This window comes from Novosphingobium sp. KA1, from assembly GCF_017309955.1.
Classification (GTDB): Bacteria; Pseudomonadota; Alphaproteobacteria; order Sphingomonadales; family Sphingomonadaceae; genus Novosphingobium.
Genome location: NZ_CP021248.1, coordinates 1,585,001 through 1,605,811, shown reverse-complemented (window position 1 = coordinate 1,605,811; position 20,811 = coordinate 1,585,001). Strand labels below are relative to the sequence as shown.

General features: G+C 66.9%; 17 protein-coding genes (1 of these 17 running past the window's edge). 12 read left to right on the top strand and 5 right to left on the bottom strand.

The features are described from left to right. Window positions 1-39: 39 nt before the first annotated feature. On the bottom strand, window positions 40-1,416 hold the full coding sequence (locus CA833_RS24695; protein ID WP_142639115.1) for a HAMP domain-containing sensor histidine kinase: 1,377 nt from the start codon (window positions 1,414-1,416) through the stop codon (window positions 40-42). Then, window positions 1,413-2,081, bottom strand: coding sequence for a response regulator transcription factor (locus tag CA833_RS24690; RefSeq protein WP_207080541.1), 669 nt, complete (start codon window positions 2,079-2,081; stop codon window positions 1,413-1,415). The genes CA833_RS24695 and CA833_RS24690 overlap by 4 nt, the downstream gene beginning before the upstream one ends. A 233-nt stretch (window positions 2,082-2,314) precedes the next feature. Here CA833_RS24690 and CA833_RS24685 point away from each other — a divergent pair, with 233 nt between their 5' ends. From CA833_RS24685 to CA833_RS24670, 4 genes are read left to right on the top strand one after another with little or no spacing between them, the layout of a single operon-like run. Continuing rightward, window positions 2,315-3,112, top strand: coding sequence for a hypothetical protein (locus CA833_RS24685; RefSeq protein ID WP_185928811.1), 798 nt, complete (start codon window positions 2,315-2,317; stop codon window positions 3,110-3,112). Window positions 3,113-3,141: 29 nt separating this feature from the next. After that, window positions 3,142-3,858 (top strand): nucleoside triphosphate hydrolase, encoded by a 717-nt coding sequence (locus CA833_RS24680; protein ID WP_142639113.1) that lies wholly within the window; start codon window positions 3,142-3,144, stop codon window positions 3,856-3,858. Next, window positions 3,858-5,240, top strand: coding sequence for a lipopolysaccharide biosynthesis protein (locus tag CA833_RS24675; protein ID WP_242526492.1), 1,383 nt, complete (start codon window positions 3,858-3,860; stop codon window positions 5,238-5,240). Before CA833_RS24680 ends, CA833_RS24675 begins: the two co-directional genes overlap by 1 nt. After that, on the top strand, window positions 5,237-6,076 hold the full coding sequence (locus CA833_RS24670; RefSeq protein WP_142639111.1) for a hypothetical protein: 840 nt from the start codon (window positions 5,237-5,239) through the stop codon (window positions 6,074-6,076). Before CA833_RS24675 ends, CA833_RS24670 begins: the two co-directional genes overlap by 4 nt. Window positions 6,077-6,122: 46 nt before the next feature. On the opposite strand, the gene CA833_RS24665 is transcribed toward CA833_RS24670, so the two are convergent. From CA833_RS24665 to CA833_RS24655, 3 genes are all read right to left on the bottom strand, one after another. After that, entirely contained in the window at window positions 6,123-7,130 is a 1,008-nt protein-coding gene (locus tag CA833_RS24665) for a class 1 fructose-bisphosphatase (protein WP_142639109.1), read from the bottom strand. A 73-nt stretch (window positions 7,131-7,203) separates the two neighbouring features. Beyond that, a complete protein-coding gene (locus CA833_RS24660) occupies window positions 7,204-8,067 on the bottom strand; it encodes a shikimate 5-dehydrogenase (protein WP_142639107.1) in 864 nt (287 codons plus the stop codon). A 6-nt stretch (window positions 8,068-8,073) separates the two neighbouring features. Continuing rightward, complete coding sequence (locus tag CA833_RS24655; RefSeq protein ID WP_142639105.1) at window positions 8,074-9,084, bottom strand: LacI family DNA-binding transcriptional regulator; 1,011 nt, start codon at window positions 9,082-9,084, stop codon at window positions 8,074-8,076. A 178-nt stretch (window positions 9,085-9,262) separates the two neighbouring features. Here CA833_RS24655 and ptsP point away from each other — a divergent pair, with 178 nt between their 5' ends. The 8 genes from ptsP to CA833_RS24615 all read left to right on the top strand — a co-directional run. Continuing rightward, window positions 9,263-11,785, top strand: a complete 2,523-nt coding sequence (ptsP, locus tag CA833_RS24650; RefSeq protein WP_207080540.1) for a phosphoenolpyruvate--protein phosphotransferase — start codon at window positions 9,263-9,265, stop codon at window positions 11,783-11,785. Further along, window positions 11,785-12,777, top strand: coding sequence for a 1-phosphofructokinase (gene pfkB, locus CA833_RS24645; RefSeq protein WP_207080539.1), 993 nt, complete (start codon window positions 11,785-11,787; stop codon window positions 12,775-12,777). The genes ptsP and pfkB overlap by 1 nt, the downstream gene beginning before the upstream one ends. Then, a complete protein-coding gene (locus CA833_RS24640; RefSeq protein ID WP_207080538.1) occupies window positions 12,777-14,471 on the top strand; it encodes a fructose-specific PTS transporter subunit EIIC in 1,695 nt (564 codons plus the stop codon). Before pfkB ends, CA833_RS24640 begins: the two co-directional genes overlap by 1 nt. 53 nt (window positions 14,472-14,524) lie before the next feature. Next, the gene (locus tag CA833_RS24635) at window positions 14,525-15,886 is read left to right on the top strand and encodes a carbohydrate porin (RefSeq protein WP_207080537.1); all 1,362 of its coding nucleotides are present in this window, start codon (window positions 14,525-14,527) and stop codon (window positions 15,884-15,886) included. 91 nt (window positions 15,887-15,977) lie between these two features. Then, the gene (locus CA833_RS24630; RefSeq protein ID WP_185928810.1) at window positions 15,978-16,595 is read left to right on the top strand and encodes an RNA polymerase sigma factor; all 618 of its coding nucleotides are present in this window, start codon (window positions 15,978-15,980) and stop codon (window positions 16,593-16,595) included. Beyond that, complete coding sequence (locus tag CA833_RS24625) at window positions 16,582-17,508, top strand: FecR domain-containing protein (RefSeq protein ID WP_207080536.1); 927 nt, start codon at window positions 16,582-16,584, stop codon at window positions 17,506-17,508. Before CA833_RS24630 ends, CA833_RS24625 begins: the two co-directional genes overlap by 14 nt. A gap of 80 nt (window positions 17,509-17,588) precedes the next feature. Continuing rightward, entirely contained in the window at window positions 17,589-20,444 is a 2,856-nt protein-coding gene (locus CA833_RS24620; RefSeq protein WP_207080535.1) for a TonB-dependent receptor, read from the top strand. 54 nt (window positions 20,445-20,498) lie between these two features. Next, window positions 20,499-20,811, top strand: partial view of an alkaline phosphatase gene (locus tag CA833_RS24615; RefSeq protein ID WP_207080534.1) — the start only. 1,322 nt of this gene lie beyond the right edge of the window; only the first 313 of its 1,635 coding nucleotides appear in the window; its start codon is at window positions 20,499-20,501; its stop codon lies beyond the right edge, outside the window.

The window sequence follows — 20,811 nt, the reverse complement described above, 5'->3', positions numbered from 1 at the left end:
AGCGGCGCGGTACGTCCAGAAGGGCTGTCAATCGGGGCGTCAATCGGGACGGGCGGGCAGGGTGAGCACGACCAGCAGGCCGGGTCCGTCCTGCCGGTCCTCGAGGCGGATGGTGCCGCCGCCCAGCGCCATCGCCTTGACCGCGATCGACAGGCCGAGCCCGCTGCCGGGCCGGGGCGAGGCGCCGCGCTCGAAGCGGCGCAGCACCCGCTCGCGATCGGTGCTGGCGACGCCGCTGCCCCGGTCCCCGACCGTGATCACCAGCCGGTCGCCGCCGCGCACCACGGCGATGTCGATGTGGCCGCCCTCGCAGGCATGGAGCGCGGCATTGGCGATCACCGCCGAGAGCGCGATCTGCAAGGCCCCCGGATCGCAGCGCCAGCGCACGATGTGATCGGGCGTGACGGTGAATTCCATCGCCTCGGGGGGCAGGTTCATCACCGCTTCGGCCACCACGTCGGCCACCAGCGCATGGACGTCGACCGAGCGGCTGGCCACCGAGGTGGCGTTGAGGCGGGCGAGCGTGAGCAGGCCGTCGATCAGGGCATTGGCGCGGTCGACGGCGGCGAGCAGGCGGCGCAGGTCCTCGTGCAGCGCGTCCGGCGCGGTGCGGTGGATCAGCTGCGCCTGCGCGCGAATGGCGGCCAGCGGCGTGCGCAGTTCGTGGGCGACATCGTCGGTAAAGGCCTGCTCCAGCTCGTAAGCCTGTTCGAGCCGGGCGAACAACGTGTTGAGCGCGGTGATCAGCGGCCCGAGATCGCGCGACCAGTCCTCGGGCTGCAACGGCGTGAGATCGGCCAGCGAGCGCGCGCTGAGCGAGGAGGCCAGCCGCTCCACTTCCGAGAGGCTCTTGCGCAGCGTCCACCAGAGCACGATCATGGCCGCGCCGATCAGCAGGATCAGCGGCACCGCCAGCTTGCGGATCACCGGCACCATCGAGAACTGGCGCATGGAATCGCGCTCGGCGACGACCACCAGCAGGCGCGGATCGCTGCCGAGCAGGCCGTAGCCGCGCCAGCGGTCGCCCATGGCGGTGAAGCCGTGCAGCCCGGGCGTCCTGGGGATGAGGTCGATCGGCGCCCCCCAGCCCGACCGCGCGACCGGCTGGCCCTGCCAGAACACCGCGAACATGCACCAGTCGTACGAGGCGTGGAACGCCTTGCGCTCTTCGGAGGAGAGCAGGGGATCGGTCTCGGCGCCCAGCCCCCCGCCGCGTGCGGCCAGCGCTCCGGCGGTGAGTTCGTCCTGCATCATCATGTAGAGCAGGCGCGAGGCGTTGACGAGCTGGGCGTCCGCAGCCCGGCCGACTTCGACATTGGCGACCGAGTAGATCACCGCGCCCATGGCGAGCCCGGTCAGCGCCAGCAGGATCAGCACGCGGCGATAGAGCCGGGTCGAGAGCGAGGAGCGCCTCACGCCTCGATGCCGCCGACCATGTAGCCAAGCCCCCGCGCGGTGCGGATGAAATCGCGCCCGAACTTGCGGCGCAGGGCCGAGATGGCGACCTCGATGGTGTTCGATTCCACCCACTGGTCCTGGTCGTAGAGCTCGCCCTCGAGGTCGGCCTTGGACACGAAGCGGCGGCTGCGCCGCATCAGGAGCGCGAGGACGCGGAATTCCTTGGCGGTGAGCGGGACTTCCTCGCCGTCCATGCTGGCGACATGGCCCGCGAAGTCGAGCGTGACCCGGCCCACGCACAGGCTGTCGTCATGGCGGCGGTCGCGCCGGCGCAGCTGCGCGCGGATGCGGGCGGCCAGTTCCTCGAGGTCGACGGGCTTGACCACATAGTCGTCCGCCCCGGCATCGAGCCCGGCGACGCGGTGGGTGGTGCGGTCGAGCGCGGTGATGACGATGACCGGCGTCGCGTTGCGCTGCGAACGCAGTTCGCGCAGCACTTCGAGGCCGGTCATGTGCGGCAAGCCGATGTCGAGCAGGACAACGTCGTAAGCGCTGGCGGCGAGCGCGGCGCCGACTTCGTCGCCGCGCGCGACGAGGTCGACAACGTAGCCGTCGAGCTCCAGCGCGCGTTTCATCGCCGGGCCAAGGTCGGCATCGTCTTCGGCGATCAGCAGGCGCGGCAAGGGAGGGCTCCGGTACGCTTGAGGCCCGTCTAGGGTCGGTTCAGCCCCCTCTAGGGGCGTTTCAGCCCGGGACCTACGACAGCTGTTGCCCCGGCGTCAAACGGGCAAAAAACTTTTCCGGCGCATCAGCTTCGCATCAGTTTCGGGGTCTAGCCGCGGTTCCCCGACCCGAAGAAACGCGCCTTTTTCGCAGCCCCCCGCTTCGCGAAGGCCCAGAAACGGCCAACGAAATCATGACCTTGCACAAGTCCCCCCGCGAGCTCGCGTCCCATTCCGCCTTCGCGCCTGCGGCGGACGGCAAACTTGCCCGCCCCCGTACCGGTCTCGCCCCCTGCGTGGCGCTGATCGGCTGCGATGGTTCGGGAAAATCGACGCTCGCCAGCGACCTCGTGGCCCTGCTGAACCGCGAGGCGCCGACCCGTTCGATGTACCTCGGCCTCGGCACCGGCGACCTCGGGCGGCGGATCGGCGGGATCCCGCTGATCGGCCCGATCGCCGAGCGTTTCCTCACCGGCAAGGCGAGCAAGGCGCACGAAGGGCAGGCGGCTTCGCGCCGGAACAACACGGAAAAGCGCCTGCCCGGCCTTGCCACGGCGCTGGCGATGTTCGGCTTCTCGCTCGCGCGTTATCGGCGCTTCCGGCAGGTGCTGGGCTATCGGCGGCAGGGCGTGCAGGTGATCACCGATCGCTATCCGCAGGCCGAAGTGCCCGGCAGCTTCGATGGCCCCGGCCTCTCGTGGACGCGCAAGGGCTCGGCGCTGGTGGAGCGGCTCGCCCAGCGCGAACGGGCGCTTTACGAGGACATGGCCTCCTATCGGCCGACGCTGGTGATCCGCCTCAACGTCGACGTGGACACCGCACTGGCGCGCAAGTCCGACCACCAGCGCGCCATGCTGGAAAAGAAGATCGCGGTCGTGCCGACGCTGCGCTTCGGCGGGGCCCAGATCGTCGATGTCGATGCGACCCGCCCCTATCACGACGTGCTGGAAGGCATCCGCGCCGTGCTGCGCCGCCACGGCATGCCGTCCTGACCCGCAATTCGAGTACCCCAGGTTCCTCCATGAAATTCGAAACCCTGCCTCCCCTCATCGCCGTCGTCGGTTGCGACGGCTCGGGCAAGTCGACCGTGACCGAGGCGCTCTGCGCCTGGATGAACGAGCGCCGTCCCACGCGGATCTGCCACCTCGGCAAGCAGTCCGGCAATATCGGCCGCGCCATCGCGCGCCTGCCGCTGCTCGGCGGCAGGCTCGACAAGTCGATCCATGCCAAGGCGCAGAAAGCCCAGACCGACAAGGGCCCCGGCCTGCTCGCGGCGCTGGTGATCTACCTCTTCTCGATGCGCCGGGTGTACCGCTTTGCGCGCATGATGAAGCTGCGGCGCGAAGGTTTCGCCGTGATCGGCGACCGTTTCCCGCAGCTCGGGGTCCCCGGGCCGATGGACGGGCTGGGACTGGCCAGTTCGATGGAGGCCTCGGGCCTTGTCGGCCTGCTCGCGCGGGCCGAACACCGGCGTTACGCGGCGATGGTCGCCAATCGCCCTGATCTCGTGCTGCGGCTCAATGTCTCGCTCGACGTGGCGGTCGCCCGCAAGCCCGACCACCGGCTCTCCTCGCTTGCCCGCAAGGTCGCCGACGTGCCGCGCCTGACCTTTGAAGGGGCGCCGATCGTCGAAATCGACGCGGAGCAGCCGCTGGAACAGGTTCTTGCACAGGCCCGCGCTGCCATCGCCGAGCGGCTGCTTGCGCTGGGCGCGGCCCCTGCGCAGGAGGCCGCGTGATGAAAAGCCTCTCGATCAAGTCGTTCAACCGCAATACGCTCAACGTGAAGCACTGGTTCGCCGACGGGGTGTTCCGCACGATCGTGCGCAATGCCTCCTACCTCGGCTCGGGCAAGCTGGTGGCGGCGCTTCTGGGCCTTGTCGCGCTGGCCTGTGCCGGGCGGGGGATGACGCCGGGGCTGTTCGGTACGCTGGTCATCATCCATTCCTATGCCAATGGCGTGGGCGCGCTGGTCAAGTTCCAGACCTGGCAGTTCATCGTGCGCTACGGCACTCCGGCGCTCGGGCGCGGGGATATCGATGAACTGCGCGACGTGACCGGCTTTGCCTTCGGGCTGGACCTTGCCAGCGGGCTTGTGGGCCTGGTCGGCGGCCTGGCGCTGCTGCCGTTTCTGGCCGACTGGTTCGACATTCCGGCCGAGGACGTCCACCTCGCCATGGTCTATTGCCTGTTGATCCCGACGATGACCGCCGCGACGCCCACGGGTGTCCTGCGTGTGCTGGACCGCTTTGACCAGCTGGCCCTGCAGCAGCTGGTCACCCCGGCCCTGCGGGCCCTGGGCGGCGTGGTCTCGTACTTCGGCAATTTCGGCTTCATCGGCTTCATGATCACCTGGTTTGTCGCGGATCTTGCCGGTGACGTGTGCCTGTGGATCATGTCGGTGATCGAACTGCGGCGCCGCGGCATCGCCGGCGCCCTGCGTCCGGGCCTGATCGGTCCGGGACGGCGGCTCAAGACGGCCTGGAACTTCGTGTGGACGACCAACATCGCCCATTCGATCTGGGCGGCCTGGGGGCCGGTGAGCAACCTCATCGTCGGCGCCATGCTCGGACCGACGAGTGCGGGCCTGTTCAAGATCGCCGCGACCTTTTTCGATTCCGCCAGCAAGCCGGCCGACCTCATGTCGCGCAGCTTCTATCCCGAGATCATGCGCCTCGACCCCGCCAGCCGGCATCCCTGGCAGCTGGCGATCCGCAGCGCCTTCATCTCGGGCGGCATGGGGCTCCTGATCCTGCTGGTGGTGATGGTCGGCGGCGAACCGGTGATCGGCCTGGTGTTCGGCAAGCGTTATGTCGAGGCTTATGACCTGCTTCAGCTGATGACCGCTTCGCTGATCGTGACGATGGCCAGTTTCCCGCTGGAATCGCTGCTCTACATGGCCGGGCGCCAGCGTTCCGCGCTGGTCTCGGAAGGCACGGCGGCGGCGGGTTATGCGCTATTGCTGTTTGTGCTGATCCATTTCTTCGGCATCACCGGCGCGGGCCTTGCCTATGTGGCGGGGGTGTCGCTCAAGGCGCTGTTCATGTTGCTGCCCACGCTCTGGGCCTACCGGGAGCGGGACATGCTCGTTTCCGTGATGGCGCCGGAGGCGCAGGCATGAGCGCGCGTCACCGCTACAAGGCCGAGACCCTTGCCGCGCTGTTCCAGGCGGTGGAGATGGACGACGTGGTCGATCCCGTCGTCAGTCTTCCCGACCCGGTCCCCGTCGCCTGCAGCGAGGAGGACATGAAGGCCTGCTTCGATCTCTGCGTACAGTTCTGGCACGAACATGCGGACCGCCGGGCCCTATGCGATCTTGTCGCGACACTGCTGGTCACCGGCGATCTGCCGCAGGATGCACGGGTGCGCTACAAGCATATCCGCGCTTCCTACAAGCAACTGCGCTTTGCCCTGGTGCTGTATGGCCGCCGCCACAAGGCACCCCTGCTGTTCCGCTCGACGGTGGCGCTGATGGGGCACTTGCAGGATGCCTTCCGCAATCGGCGGCGGCTGGCGGTGCCTGCTTACGCGCTCCTGCTGCGCCTTCTCCTGCTCTGGCCTGCATGGCTGGCGGTGCGCCGCGAGGTCGAGCAGGTCCGTCTCGACGATGCCATGGGCTTTCTCGCCTTCCGCAAGCTCGAATTCCGGCGTCTGGCGTCCTGGCTTGGTGAAGGCGCGCTCACCGGGCACCGTTTTCACATGATGCGCAAGGTCGTGAGCCGGCAGGTGTCGTTCTACGATGCGATGCGCACGTTGCGACCGGACGAGCAGGTCTATCGCATGTCCCGCTTCCTCAGCGCCATCAACGGGCTGATGGGCAGCATGCATGACGATCTGGTGGAGCAGGCCGGCAACGGCCACCGCGACTACAACCGCGACCGTTTCCCGATGCCCGCGGACATCCGCTGGCGGCTTGAAGCGCTGACGGCCAGCTATCCGCTGGCTTCGGCCGCGTGAACGGAAAGGAGGCCGCGCCCAATTCCGGACGCGGCCTCCTTGCGCGTCAGGCGGGAACTGCGCTGCGCAGTTCGGCCACCTGGTCCTTGTCGCCCAGAATCAGGCCGACACGCTGGTGCAGGCCGACCGGCGTGACCTCCATGATGCGTCCGGCACCGTCGATCGAGGCGCCGCCGGCCTGTTCGACGAGGAAGCTCATCGGATTGGCTTCGTAGAGCAGGCGCAGGCGGGCCTTGCCGGGGGTACGATGGTCGGCGGGATAGAGGAACACGCCGCCGCGCTTGAGGATGCGGTGGACGTCGGCCACCATCGAGGCGGTCCAGCGCATGTTGTAATCTCGCCCGCACGGCCCCTTGCCGGAGGTCAGGCGGTCGTCGATGAACGTGGCCACTTCGGGTGCCCATTGCGGACGGCGCGCCATGTTGATGGCGATCTCGCAGTTGCCCGCGGGGATCTGCATCGGGCCGTCGGTCATGATCCAGGCGCCGAGTTCACGGTCGAGCGTGAATTCGTAGACGCCCGAACCGATCGTCAGCACCAGCAGCGTCTGCGGGCCGTAGATCGCGTAGCCGGCGGCGACCTGCGCGGTGCCGGGCTGCAGGAAATCTTCCTCGCGCACTTCCCGTCCGGCGCAGGCCTCGGGCGCGCGCAGAACCGAAAAGATCGTGCCGACCGACAGGTTGACGTCGACATTGCTGGAACCATCGATCGGATCATAGACCAGCAGGTATTCGCCTCTGGGGTAGCGGTTCGGAATGGGGTGGATCGTCTCCATCTCTTCCGAGGCCATGCCGGCCAGATGGCCGCCCCACTCGTTGGCATCGACCAGCAGTTCGTTGGCGAGCACATCGAGCTTCTTCTGGACTTCGCCCTGGACGTTCTCGCTGTCGAGGCTGCCAAGCACGTCGCCCAGCGCGCCCTTGGCGATGGCATGGTTGATCGCCTTGCAGGCGCGGGCGACCGTCTCGATCAGCAGGCGCAGTTCGGGCGGACAGGTCGAGTTCGGCTCGCGCTGCTTTTCAAGCAGGAAACGGGTGAGTGTGGTTGGTCTCATGATGGTTCCCTTACCCCATGTTCCGGACAGTTCGATGGCATTGCCGGCGCGGGTTCACCCCTTGGGGCAGGCGTTACGCCGCGTCGCGCAGCCGCTGGGCTACGGCAGGGCCATGCGCGAAGGCGGTGGCCTTGGCAATGGCTTCATCGTCGGGACGAATGCCGGTGTAGAGAAAGAATTGTTCGACGGCCTGAAGAACGATTACTTCGGCGCCGGAAATAATCGTCTTGTCGGCCGCGAGAGCAGCCTTGATGAACGGTGTCTCCGCGGGCTGCGCGACAACGTCGAAAGCGATTTCGCAGGCCGCGATCTGCGCGGGCGTGAAGGCGAGTTCGCCGGCCTGGGCGCCTTCCATGCCGATCGGGGTCACGTTGACCAGCATGGCCGCATTTTGTTCGGGCAGTTCGGGTAGCCAGCGGAAACCGTATTGGGCAGCAAGTGCGGGGCCGGCCTCGGCATTGCGGGCGATCACGGTTCCGTCGCGGAAGCCGAGGTCGCGCAGGGCTGCAGCCACGGCCTTGGCCATGCCGCCGCTGCCGCGCAGCAGGAAGGGGGTGGCGGGATCGATGCCGCGCCGGGCGACCAGATCGCGCACCGCCGTATAGTCGGTATTGTAGCCGGTCAGCACTCCGTCTTCATTGACGATGGTGTTCACGCTGTCGATCGCGCGGGCCGAATCCTCAAGCCCGTCAAGCAGCGGGATCACCGCTTCCTTGAACGGCATCGAGATCGCGCAGCCGCGAATGCCAAGCGCCCGCACGCCGCCGATGGCGGCCGGCAGATCGGTAGTGGAGAAGGACTTGTAGACGAAGTCCAGCCCCAGCAGTCCGTAAAGCGTGTTGTGCAGGCGCGACCCGGCGTTGCCGGGGCGTGCCGAAAGCGACATGCAGAGATGCGTGTCGCGGCCGATCGATTGCTTGGCGCTGAAGTCGGTCATGGTTGGTCAGGCTCCGATAGGTTGGGCGGCGGCGCCGCGGGGCCCGCTCGATCCACGCGTGATGAGGCGCCCTGCCAGCACGACCTTGCGGGCCGGTGCATCGGGATGGTCGAGCCGGTCCAGCAGCATGGTCATCGCGGTCCGGCCGATCTCCTCGACCGGCTGTTCGATGACGCTGAGGCCGCCGCCGACGAATTCCATCCAGTCGTTGTTGTCGAACCCGGCAAGGGCTATGTCGCTGGGCGCTTCGAGACCGAGGGTCCGCAGGGCGCGCAGGACCGTCAGCAGCATGACGCCGTTGCTGGCGACAAGCGCGTCGGGCCGGACCGGGCCGGACAGCAAGTCGGTGACGACACGCTGTGCCGCCTCGGTGGCATGCGGCATTTCCACGGCGGTGGCTTCCATGCCCAGCTTGCGTGCGGCCCGTTCGAACCCGGCGCGACGCTCGATGCCCGTGCTGCTGGCGGCGCCGAACAGCCCCGCTATCCGGCGATGGCCCTGTGCGTGGAGGTGGGCGACCAGCTCGGCGGCCATGCTTTCATTGTCGAGCAGGACACTGTCGAGCCCCGCCGAGGGCAGGCTGCGGTCGATGAGGACGACGGGAAAGCCCGGCTCCAGTCTCTCCGCCTTCTCCACCCATTGGCGGCAGGGCGCGAAGATTACCCCCGTGACGCGTTCCTCGTGCATGAGTTCGAGGTAGGCGGCTTCCTTGGCCGGGTCCTCGTCGGTGTTGCACAGGATCACCCGCAGTCCCTGCGCGGTGGCCAGGTTTTCGATGGCGCGCGAGACGGCGGTGAAGAAGGGGTTGCGGATATCGGCAACGATCAGGCCGATGGTGTTGGTATGCTGCGAGCGCAGCCGCCGCGCGGCGAGGTTGGGGCGGTAGCCGGTGGACTTGACCGCGGCGAGCACCCGTTCCTGCATCGCCGGATCGACACTGCGTCCCGACAGCACCCGCGAAACGGTGGCGGGCGACACTTCGGCGACCCGGGCTACGTCCTTGATTCCAACTGCCATCAGTGGTGCACCATTCGAGAAATCGTTCTCACTTGCTGGAGCGTTTCGCCCCTCTCCTGCGGCGGACTATGCCTCATCTCTTCGCATGATCGCAAGCATTCTCTTGACAACGATCGCGAGAAAACGTTTTCTAGAGTCATCGAAGACTCGTTATCAAAACGGTCAGGAGAGGCTTGAAATGCTCGCAGATGCGCCCGCCTCGGGGGTCGAGGATCTCGTACGAATTGACGCCAGTGCGGCAGACAAGGTCGATGCGATTCGCCAGGTCGGCCAGCTTCTGGTCGCCGCCGGATGCGTCGCACCCGGATACGAGGACAGCATGGTCCGCCGTGAGGGTGTGGCCAACACCTTCCTTGGCGCGGGCGTCGCGATTCCGCATGGTCTGGGTGAGGACAAGGGGCTGGTCCGCCGCGACGGCGTGGCGATCCTCCAGCTGCGCGACGGGGTGGAATGGAACCCCGGCCAGCGCGCTCATCTGGTGGTCGGTATTGCTGCCAATTCGGACAGCCACATTGCCATCCTGCGCCGCCTGACCCGCCTCATTCAGGACGAGCCGCGCCTTGCCGCGCTTGTCGCTACCGACGATCCGGCCGCCTTTTCGCGCGCCCTGTGGGAAGACGGGGAGGCGTCCTCCCCGTCCGAACCGGCGGCCGACTATGCAGAAACCATTGAATGGACGGTCGATTACCCAACCGGCCTCCATGCCCGTCCCGCTTCGGCCTGGGTCGAAGCGGCGCGTGCCTCTGGCGTGCGCCTGCGCGTACGTCACGGCGGGGAGAGCGCCGATCCTCGCAGCCTCGTTTCCCTCCTCCAACTGGGGCTGCGTGCTGGTGATCGGGTGACTCTCTCCGCCGAAGGGGCAGGGGGCCGTGCGGCGCTGGACAGCTTTGCCGCCGTGGTCCGCCGCCTGACCGCGCGCGAGAAGGAAGACGCCGCGCGCGCTGCCGAGAAGGCCGCCGCGCCGATCCGGGGCTGGAAGCCGGTGGGCGAGCCGCAGATGATTGCCGGCGTCGCCGCCAGCCCGGGCCTCGCCATCGGCAAGGTCCATGTGCTCTCCGCGCAGGAACTCGACGTGCCCGACCGGCCGACCGATCTGGCCAGTGGTGGCACCCAGCTCAACGATGCGCTCACCCGCACCCGCGCACAGATGAAGGCGCTGATCGACGATACCACCCGCCGTCTGGGCGCAGGCGATGCGGCGATCTTCAAGGCGCAGGCCGAACTGCTCGACGATACCGACCTCATCACGCTCACCTGCCAGTTGATGGTGGAGGGGCACGGGGTCGCATGGTCGTGGCATCAGGCGGTGGACCGGATCGCCGGGCAACTTTCGGCTCTGGGCAATCCGGTGCTCGCCGCCCGCGCGGCCGACCTTCACGACATCGGCCGCCGCGTTCTGGCAGAGATCGATCCCGTGCTTGCGGCCGGGTCGCTGACCGATCTGCCCGAGGAGCCTTGCGTGCTGGTTGCCGCGGACCTTTCGCCTTCGGATACCGCTACGCTCGATACCACGCGGGTTGCCGGCATTGCGACGGCACTCGGCGGGCCGACCTCGCACAGTGCGATCCTGGCCCGCACGCTGGGCCTGCCTTCGGTGGTGGCGGGCGGTGCGGACCTGCTCGGCCTTGCCGCCGGAGCCACCGCCATCGTCGATGGTGACAGTGGCCGCGTCTGGCTGAACCCGTCCGACGCCGATCTTTCCTCTGCCCGCGGGTGGATCGCGGACCTTGCCGAAAAGCGCGCCGCCGAAGAGGCCGAGCGCGGCAAGCCTGCCGAAACCCGCGACGGCCACCGCGTGGAGATCGCTGCCAACGTCAACCGCCCCGATCAGGTCGCGTTCGCGCTGGCGCAGGGCGGTGAGGGCGTCGGCCTGATGCGCACCGAATTCCTGTTCCTCGAACGCGGCGACAGCCCGGGCGAGGATGAGCAGGCCGAAATCTACCGTGCCATGACCGAGGCGCTCGGCGATCGCCCGCTGATCGTCCGCGCGCTCGACATCGGCGGCGACAAGCAGGTGCCGCATCTCGACCTGCCGCGCGAGGAGAACCCCTTCCTCGGCGTGCGCGGCGCGCGGCTGCTGCTGCGTCGGCCAGATTTGCTGGAGCCGCAGCTTCGCGCGCTTTACCGCGCGGCCAAGGCAGGCGGCGATCTTTCGATCATGTTCCCGATGATCACCTCGGTTCACGAACTGGTTGCCTTGCGCGCCCGGTGCGAGGCGATCCGCGCCGAACTCGATGCGCCGGCGGTGCCGGTGGGCATCATGATCGAGGTCCCCGCCGCCGCCGTTCAGGCACGCTCGCTGGCCGCCCATGCCGATTTCTTCTCGATCGGCACCAACGACCTTACCCAATATGTCCTCGCCATCGACCGGCAGAACCCGGAACTGGCGGGCGATGCCGAAAGCCTGCACCCGGCTGTCCTGCGCATGATCGCGGCGACGGTGGAGGGCGCAAAGGCGCATGGCCGCTGGGTCGGCGTCTGCGGCGGCATTGCCGGTGATCCCTTCGGCGCGGCGCTGCTGGTGGGGCTCGGCGTCAGCGAGCTTTCGATGACCCCGCGTGACATTCCGGCAGTGAAGGCGCGCATTCGCGGCGCCAGCCTTGAAGGGCTGCGCGCACTCGCCGCCAAAGCGCTCGATATGGAAAGCGCGGGCGACATCCGCGCTCTCGATGTGCCAGAAATCGAAGAAGGGGAAGGCTGATGCGCACTCTTACGGTCACCTTCAACCCGGCCATCGATCAGACCGTCCTGCTGGATCGGCTGGTCGTGGGCGAAGTCCACCGCGCCCGCTCGGTGCGCCAGAACGCGGGCGGCAAAGGCGTGAACGTCGCCAGTTGCCTGGCCGACTGGGGCATGCCGGTCGCCGCCTATGGCCTGCTCGGCAGTGACAATGCTGCCGCTTTCGACGCGCTGTTTGCCGCCAAGGCCATCGAGGACCGCTTCATCCGCATTGCCGGAGCCACGCGGGTCAATCTCAAGCTGGTCGATGTGACGGGCACGACCGATATCAATCTGGACGGGATCGCCGTCGATGCGGGCCGCGCCGAAATGGTGGCGGCGACGATCTGCGAAGCCGCGCGTGAGGGCGATCTGGTGGTGCTGGCGGGAAGCCTGCCGCCGGGCTGTCCGCCGGATAGCTATGTCACGCTGGTGGCGCGGCTGCGCGCCGCCGGGTGCCGTGTGGTGCTCGACACCAGTGGTCTGCCGCTGAAGTGCGCGCTGACGGCCGATGTGCTGCCCGATGTGGTGAAGCCCAACCGGGAGGAACTGGCCCAGTTGCTGGGCCGTCCTCTCCCCGATCTGGCGGCGCTTTCCGAAGCGGCCAGTGAATTGCGCGCGCGCGGTGTTTCGCTGGTGGTCGTGTCGATGGGCGAGGAGGGGGCATTGTTCCTTTCGGCAGAAGGCGCGGCCACGGCGCGCCTCGCCATCGGGCAAGTGGCGAGCACGGTCGGCGCCGGGGATGCCATGGTCGCGGGGATCGTCGCGGCGCTGGGCGAGGGGGCGGACCTTGAGCGTACCGCGCGCCTCGCCACGGCCTTTGCGGTTGCCAAGCTGGGCATGGCCGGGCCGAACCTGCCCGATCTGCCGACTGTCCATGCGCTTGCCGAAGAAGTCAGCGTCGCCCCGTTCATGCCGCGCGGCTGGATGGAGCAGCAGAAAGCCACAACGGGAATTGGGGCTGGAGAGGAATAATGGCCAAGCTCTACGCAGTTATCGATGCGGCGGATTCCGCCGTACAGGGCGTGCTTGCCGGGGAGGCGCTGCGCAAGGCGGCGCGGGCCAGGGGCCGCGATATCGAGATCGAGGTGCGCACCGGACAGGGCGTGCTTAACCCTCTGCCCGAGGAATTGCAGGCAGGCGACACGCTGTTGCTGGTCGCCGCCAATGACGAGGCTGGAACAGCGCTTCCGCTTGCCCCGCAGCGCCGGGTGACGCTGGAGGCTGTGCTGGCCGATCCGGCCGCCGCGCTGGTGCAGGAACCGCAGGCGTCCACCGATACGCCGCGCGTGGTGGCAATCACCTCGTGCCCCACCGGCATTGCGCACACCTTCATGGCGGCGGAGGGCCTTCAGGAAGGCGCGAAGCAGCTGGGCTATGCGATCCGCGTGGAAACGCAGGGCTCTGTCGGCGCCGGTTCGCCGCTGACGGCGGAAGAGATCGCTGCGGCCGATGTTGTCATCATCGCCGCGGACCGTGAGGTCGACCGTGCGCGCTTCGCCGGCAAGCGGGTCTTCGCATCGAGCACCAAGCCCGCCATCTCGGGCGGCAAGACGCTGATCGAACGCGCGCTGACCGAAGCAAAAGTGCAGGGCGGCGCGGCTTCGGCCGAGACCGCCGGTGCCGCTGCCGAGCGGGCCGGTCCCTACAAGCACCTGATGACCGGCGTTTCCTTCATGCTGCCCTTCGTGGTCGCGGGCGGCCTGATGATTGCCATGGCCTTTGCGCTGGGGGGCATCAATGCCAACGGCGCAGCGGCCGAGGGTACACTTGCGGGTGCCCTGTTCCGCATCGGCGCGCAGGGCGGTTTCGCGCTGATCGTGCCGGCGCTGGCGGGCTATATCGCCTATTCGGTGGCCGACCGTCCCGGCATCGCGCCGGGCATGATCGGCGGGATGCTGGCTGCCAATCTGGGCGCGGGTTTCCTGGGCGGCATCGTTGCGGGCTTCATCGCCGGTTACGGCGTCGAATGGCTGAACCGGCTTATCAAGCTGCCCAAGAACCTTGCGGGCCTGAAGCCGGTGCTGATCCTGCCGCTGCTGGGCACGCTGCTGACCGGACTGCTGATGATTTACGCAGTGGGCACGCCGGTCGCTGCCGCGCTGGCGTTCCTGACCGAGTGGCTGCGCTCGATGCAGGGATCGAGCGCGATCCTGCTGGGCGTGATCCTGGGCGCGATGTCGGCCTTCGACATGGGCGGGCCGGTCAACAAGGCGGGTTATGCCTTCTCGGTCGGGCTGATTTCCAGTCAGGTCTACACGCCGATGGCCGCGACGATGGCGGCAGGCATGGTGCCGCCGCTCGCCGTGGGCCTTGCCACCCGCCTGTTCCGCGATCGTTTCACGACCGAGGAGCGCGAGGCCGGAGGCGCCGCCGCCGTGCTGGGCCTCGCCTTCATCACCGAGGGCGCGATCCCCTTCGCCGCGCGCGATCCGTTCCGGGTGATCCCCTCGCTGATGGCGGGCTCGGCGATTGCCGGGGCGATTTCGATGGCGGCGGGAGTCGAACTCAAGGTGCCGCATGGCGGCGTGTTTGTCCTGCCGATCCCCGGCGCGGTCACGCATCTGGCGGTCTACGGGGTGGCCATTCTGGCGGGCGTGCTGGTGAGCGGGGTCCTTGTCGGCCTGCTCAAGCCGCGCCCGACCTCGGCGGAAGCTGCCGCCGGCTGACATAATTCCGGTCCGGCACAAGACCGGGCCGACCCATGAGAGGATACGTTTCGATGCGGTTCGCACTGCTCAAGGGCGCCTGCTGCGCAGGTGCCATCGCCCTTTCCTTGTTTGCTGGCATGTCTGCCGCCATGGCGCAGGAGGCGGTTTCAGAGGACACAACGGCCACAGAGACACAGGCTGAAGCTACCAAGCCGTGGCAGCCGCTGGCCGATGACGGCATAACCCTCGCGCTCAGCTACACCGGAGAGGCGGCAACGAACGTCACCGGCGGTCTGCGCCGCGACGCTGCCTATGCCGGGCAGATCTATGTCGGGGCGGACCTCGACATGGACCGTATCGTCGGCATCGGCGGTGGCACCATCCACGCCGCGATCACCAACCGCCATGGCGACAGCCTTTCGGCGCTGGCGCTGGGCAACAACACCTCGGTTCAGGAAATCTGGGGCACCCAGAACACCCACCTCGCGATCCTGACCTGGGAGCAGAAGCTGCTGAACGACCGCCTGATGATCGAGGCGGGGCGCAGCCAGGCGAACATCCATTTCCTGAACTCGCCGATCTACTGCAACTTCCAGGGCAACTCCGGCTGCGGCAACCCGACGTTCGTCTTCAAGAACAGCAACTTCACCTATTTTCCGGCATCGAGCTGGATGATCCGCGCCAAGGCCGAAGTCCTGCCGCACGTGACCGTCCATGTCGGCGCTTACGAGGTCAACCCGGACCGCAAGCGCGCCAGCGACCACGGCTTCAACCCGAGCATCAAGAACGCCACCGGCGTGATCGTGCCGTGGGAACTGGGCTACTCCAATGAAGGCAAGGGCGTGCGCCTGCCCGGCCACTACATCGTCGGTGGCTGGTTCGACCGGGGCGACTATGCCGATCCGCTGCGTGACGATCAGGGCGGCATCGCCATCCTCACCGGGCGCGAGGCGCAGACCCGCAACGGCCGCTCAGGCATTTACTTCCGCTTCGATCAGCGCCTGACCCGGCCCGATCCCAATTCAGAGCGCGGCCTCAGTGTCTTTGGCGTGGCGATGACGAACCTGTCCGGCCGCGTCGAGGAGAGCCGCTTCTTCGACTTCGGCGTGGTGCAGACCGGCACTTTCGCCGGGCGCGATGCCGATACCATCGGCTTCATGATCAGCGACCAGCGTTTCAGCGACCTTGCCATGGAGCGCATGCGCGCCGCGCGGGTCTCGGCGGGCGGCGACGGCAAAATCCAGCGTCACCAGTACATGATGGAACTGGCCTATGGCGCCCAGCTCGGCCCGGCGATCCGCATATCGCCCAATGTCCAGTACATCCTGCATCCCGACCAGACCGGCGCGCCCTTCCGCACCAGGGACATCAAGGACGCGTTGATCTTCGGCTTCAAGTTCACCATCGATGCGCCGACCCTGCTGGGACGATGACGTAAAAAATCGCGTAATGTCATGAATGTGTCGCACCGTTGTGGCTTTGGGGCGCCGGACCGTCCAGGTCCTAGGTCAATGGGTCGCACTGGTGTCCGCACAGGATTTGCGCGAGGAGAGGATCCGCTGGATCACCTCGCAGATATTGCCGCATGAGGCGGAAGTCCGCGCGTGGCTGCGCAGGAGCCTGCGCGGGCAGGGGGATGTCGACGACGTTGTCCAGGAGGCCTATTGCCGGCTGTCCGAACTGCCAGACCACCGGCATATCCTGAACGGCCGTGCCTACTTCTTCGCCACGGTTCGCTCGATCGTCGTCCACGGCGTGCGCCGGGCGCGGCTGGTGCCTTTCGAGGCGGCGGATCAGGCCGAAATCGACGGGATGCCGGACGAAGCGCCTTCACCCGAGCAGGCGGTCGGCGCGCGGCTGCAACTGCGCCGGGCGCTCGACCTGATCGCCGCGCTGCCGCCGGCCTATCGCCATGCGCTGGAAATGCGCCGGCTCCATGGATTTTCGCAGAAGGAAACCGCCAGCTACCTTGGCGTGACCGAGAAAGTGGTCGAGAATAATGCCTTGCGCGGATTGCGCCTGCTGATGAAAATGATGGCCGGTGACGATGACCGGCATGACGACTGCAAGCCCGACAGCGCCCGCACTCCCGACCCGAAGCCCGATACCCGAGACGAGCCTGCCATCCATGCCCTCCATTGACGATATCGCCGGTGCCTGGGCCATGCGCGGCGACGCGGGAGTGCTCGATGCGGCGGAGCAGGCCGAACTCGATGCCTGGCTCGATGCGGATCGCCGCCATCGCGGCGCTTTTGTGCGCGCGCAGGCGGTTCTGAACCTGCTCGATGCGGTGCCTCGTCCGGAAGCGGAGCAGGCGGGGCCCCGCTGGCAGCGGTGGATACGCCCGGCTGCGGTGGCGGCTGCGGTGGGCGGCCTGGCCGCCATGGCTGCTTCACTGGCGCTGTTCCTGCTGGGGCCCACCGCGCCGGACTATGCCACCGAAATCGGCGAACAGCGTCAGGTCACGCTGGCGGACGGCTCGCTTGCCGCGCTCAACACCGGTAGCCAGCTCGACGTTGCCTATTCGCACGCGCGCCGCGATCTGACGCTGCGGCAGGGGGAAGCGTGGTTCAGGGTTGCGCACAACCGCGCGCGGCCGTTCGAAGTCACGGTGGGCCGCGTGCATGTGCGGGCTACCGGCACCGCGTTTTCGGTGCGCAGTGTCGCGCAGGGCGTGCGGGTGGTCGTCAGCGAAGGACGGGTTCTGGCCTGGGTCGACGGCTCGGGGCAACGCCCCATGGCCATCGCGCGCGGGGACGAGGCGCTGCTGCGCACCGACATCGCCGTGCAGGCACCGCCGGTGGCGGTGGACGTGGATCAGGCGCTGGCCTGGCGGCGGGGCGAGATCGGGCTGGATGGCGAGACGGGTCTGCAGGCGGCGGCGGAATTCAACCGCTATAGCCTGCGCCCGATCCGCATCCGGAACCCGCGTGCGGCACAGTACCGGCTGGTCGGCTATTTCCAGACCAGCCAGGCACAGGAATTCGCACAGGCGCTGGCAAGTCTGACGCACGCTAAAGTGTCATCAAATGGAAATGAAATAGTCATCGAATAGTAATCTGAAATTTTTCTGAATAAAAGTGAGGGGTTTGTTTTTGTCGATCCTCTTCCTGTGCAGCAACAGGTGGAGGTTTCATGTTTTCGGTTTCGCGTACTTCGATATGGATGCTTGGCGCCGGGCTGGCAGCGATCTGCGCGCCCGTGGCCGTGGAGGCCCGCACCGCATCGATCGATGTACCCGCCCAGCCCGCCGCCGCGGGCATCCAGAGCTTTGCGCGGCAGGCCGGGGTGCAGGTCCTTGTCGAAAAGGACCTGACGCGGGGCAGGCGCACCAATGCGGTGAAGGGCAATCTGGATATCGATGAAGCGCTGGGCCGGCTGCTGCGCGGCACCGGGCTGGACGTCATGTCGATCGACGGCACCGTCATCACGCTGGGGCGGCGTGACGGCACGGCGGTTGCCGCGCCGAACCGTGGCGGTGCGATCCTTGTCGAAGCCCGCCGCGTGCCCTCGCGCATGACCCGCAAGGCGACGGCTGTGGTCGATACCGTGCGGTTCGACGATGTGGCGACACTGGCGGGCGGCGATGGCTCGGTGGTCGAGCAGCTGGTCACCCTGCCCGGTGTGACCGGCATCGAGGAAGGCGATACCCCGCGCTTCATCTCGATCCGCGGCATTTCCGCCAATCTCAACGCGACCACCATCGACGGTCTTTCCATCGCCTCGATCGGTTCGGACGGCGATGGTTCGCGGCAGGTGAACCTGCAACTGCTGCCCTCGAACATGAGCGCGGGAAACGAGGTCTACAAGAGCTTTACCCCCGAGCTTCCCGGTGACGCCATCGGCGGCGTCGTCAACGTCGCCACCCGCAGCGCCTTCGATCACGACGGGCTCTACAAGGTGATCGACCTGAACGGCATCTATTCGACCTATCGCGGACCGGCGCACATCAACGCCATTACGGGTTCGGGCGCGCACTGGGGCGAAGGCATCAAGGGTGTCGTCAGCGATCGCTTCGGCCCCGGCGGCCAGTTCGGCATCGTGCTTTCCGGTGAATACCAGAAGCGCATCCGCAACTCGGCCAAGTACTGGCAGGCAACCAAGTACTACTTCAGCGATGCCGGCAAGAAGCTGGCCAGCCCGCAGGATCCCAATTGGAACGGCCTGATCGTGCCGTACGACCAGCAATATGCCAGCTATACCAATACGCTGCGTTCTTACGGCGGTTCGGCCAAACTCGAATGGCAGTCGGCCGACGAGAGCCTCTATGCCTCGATCATGGCCTTCGGACGGCGCCGCTACGAAGATTCCACCATGAACAAGCAGGACTACTACACCAAGAGCGCGATCTATGACCAGACCGAGGACGGCGGCCGCCAGCAGCTCAATTCGATCTATACGCGCTATCGTCACGACAACTGGGACCGCCGGTTGTTCGGCGTGATCGGCGATCTTTCGTGGAAGGCCGGTGCGGGTGTTCTCGAAATCCGGGGCGGCTACAACAAGGCGCTCTACGACAATCACCAGTACTCGATCGTCGCGCGGGCCTATCCCAAATCGGCCTATATCACCTATGCCTCGAACGGTGGGCCGGGCAATCTGCCTTACGTGACCTCGCTCAGCGATGTGAACGCGCTCGATCCGGCAAAGACGACCTACAACCTCAGCACGGCCTACGACATGTTTCGCGTCGCCCGCGAGGACATGGGCAATGCGCGCATCGACTATACCTGGAATGCCGAGGAGGACGATCGCGGGCTGGGTTTTGCGGTCGGCGCGGAATGGCGCAACCTGATCCTGCGCCGCAACCTCGACGAGACCGAATACAAGACCGGCATGGTCATGACCGACTACCTGTTCACGCCGGACTATACCGCGCTGGGGGCGATCGGGGCGATGCCGTGGATCGACTATCGCTTTGTCGACAAGATGGCGGAACTGACGGTCGATGCGAGCAATTCGGCTTACGACAGCCTGATCTCCGACTATCGTTATGACGAGACCACGCTGACGCCCTATGCCGCGTTGCACTACCGAACGGACAGGCTGGCGCTCGTCTGGGGCGTGCGGCTCGACCATACGCGCTTTGCGGCGGACACGCCTTACGTCTCGGAAGGCGCGATCGATGGCATGACCCGCAATCGCGGCGGCTACGATTTCCCGCTGCCCTCGTTCTCGGCGGAATATAGGCTGGCCCGCCGCACCGTGCTCAGCGGTTCGGCCAGTCGCACCATCGGCCGCCCGACGCCCGGCGATGTCGCCCAGGCCCGCAGCGTGAGCTGCGGCGAGACCGACGACGGCGGCGAGGGCTGCACGATCAGCCAGGGCAACCCCGACCTCAAGCCCCGCCGGGCGACCAATCTCGACGTGACCTTCACGCAGGGCTTCCACGGCGACAAGGGCCTGTTCGGGGTGAGTGCCTTCGCCAAGTGGATCGCCGACGACATCTACGACCTCACCAGCTACACGACGGTTGACGATACCACCTACAAGATCAGCCAGCCCCTCAACGCTTCCGGTTCGCGCATCTTCGGTATCGAGGGCCGGATCGAGAACAAGGGCATCAAGTTTGCCGGCCAGAAGTTCGACCTCTTCGCCAACCTGACCTGGATGAAGGGGCACATGGACGTGGTGAGCGACAGCGGCACCCGCAGCATCGACCGGATGCTCTATCAGCCCGAGATCCTCGCCAATGCCGGGGTGACCTGGCACACCCCGTTCCTGCGCAGCGCCTTCACCGCGCGCTACAACTATCGCGGCAAGTATCTCGAGAGCGTCGGCGCCTCGCCCTGGCTGGACGAAGGCCGTGCGGGCTATGGCACGGTGGACCTCAGCCTCACCCAGAAGATCACCTCGTTCGCAACACTCAAGTACGAGTTCTACAACGTGCTGGGGGAGAAGCCGAAGTGGCTGATGGGCGACAAGCTCCAGCACTACACCGAGGTGGACGATTACGGCCGCACCGCCTTCATCCACCTTATAATCCGTTGACCGGAAACTGCTCTAGACCCGCCTTTCCGACTGATCCCTGCAGAAAGCCAGCCCATGCGCCCCTTCGATCGTCGCCACGCCCTTCAGTTGCTCGGTGCCGGCGGTGCCGGCCTGATCGGCACCCTGCCGTTTACAGCTTTCGGGCAGGAGCGCCCTTATCCGCGCAACCTCATGGCCGATCCGAAATTCGGCAGCGATCCCTTCACGCTGGGTGTGGCCTCGGGCGATCCGGCAAGCGACGGCTTCGTGATCTGGACCCGGCTCGCGCCCAACCCGCTCGAACCCTATGGCGGCATGGCGCTGAAGCCCGTCGCGGTGCTGTGGGAAGTGGCTGAGGACGAACATTTCGCGACGATCGCCATGAGGG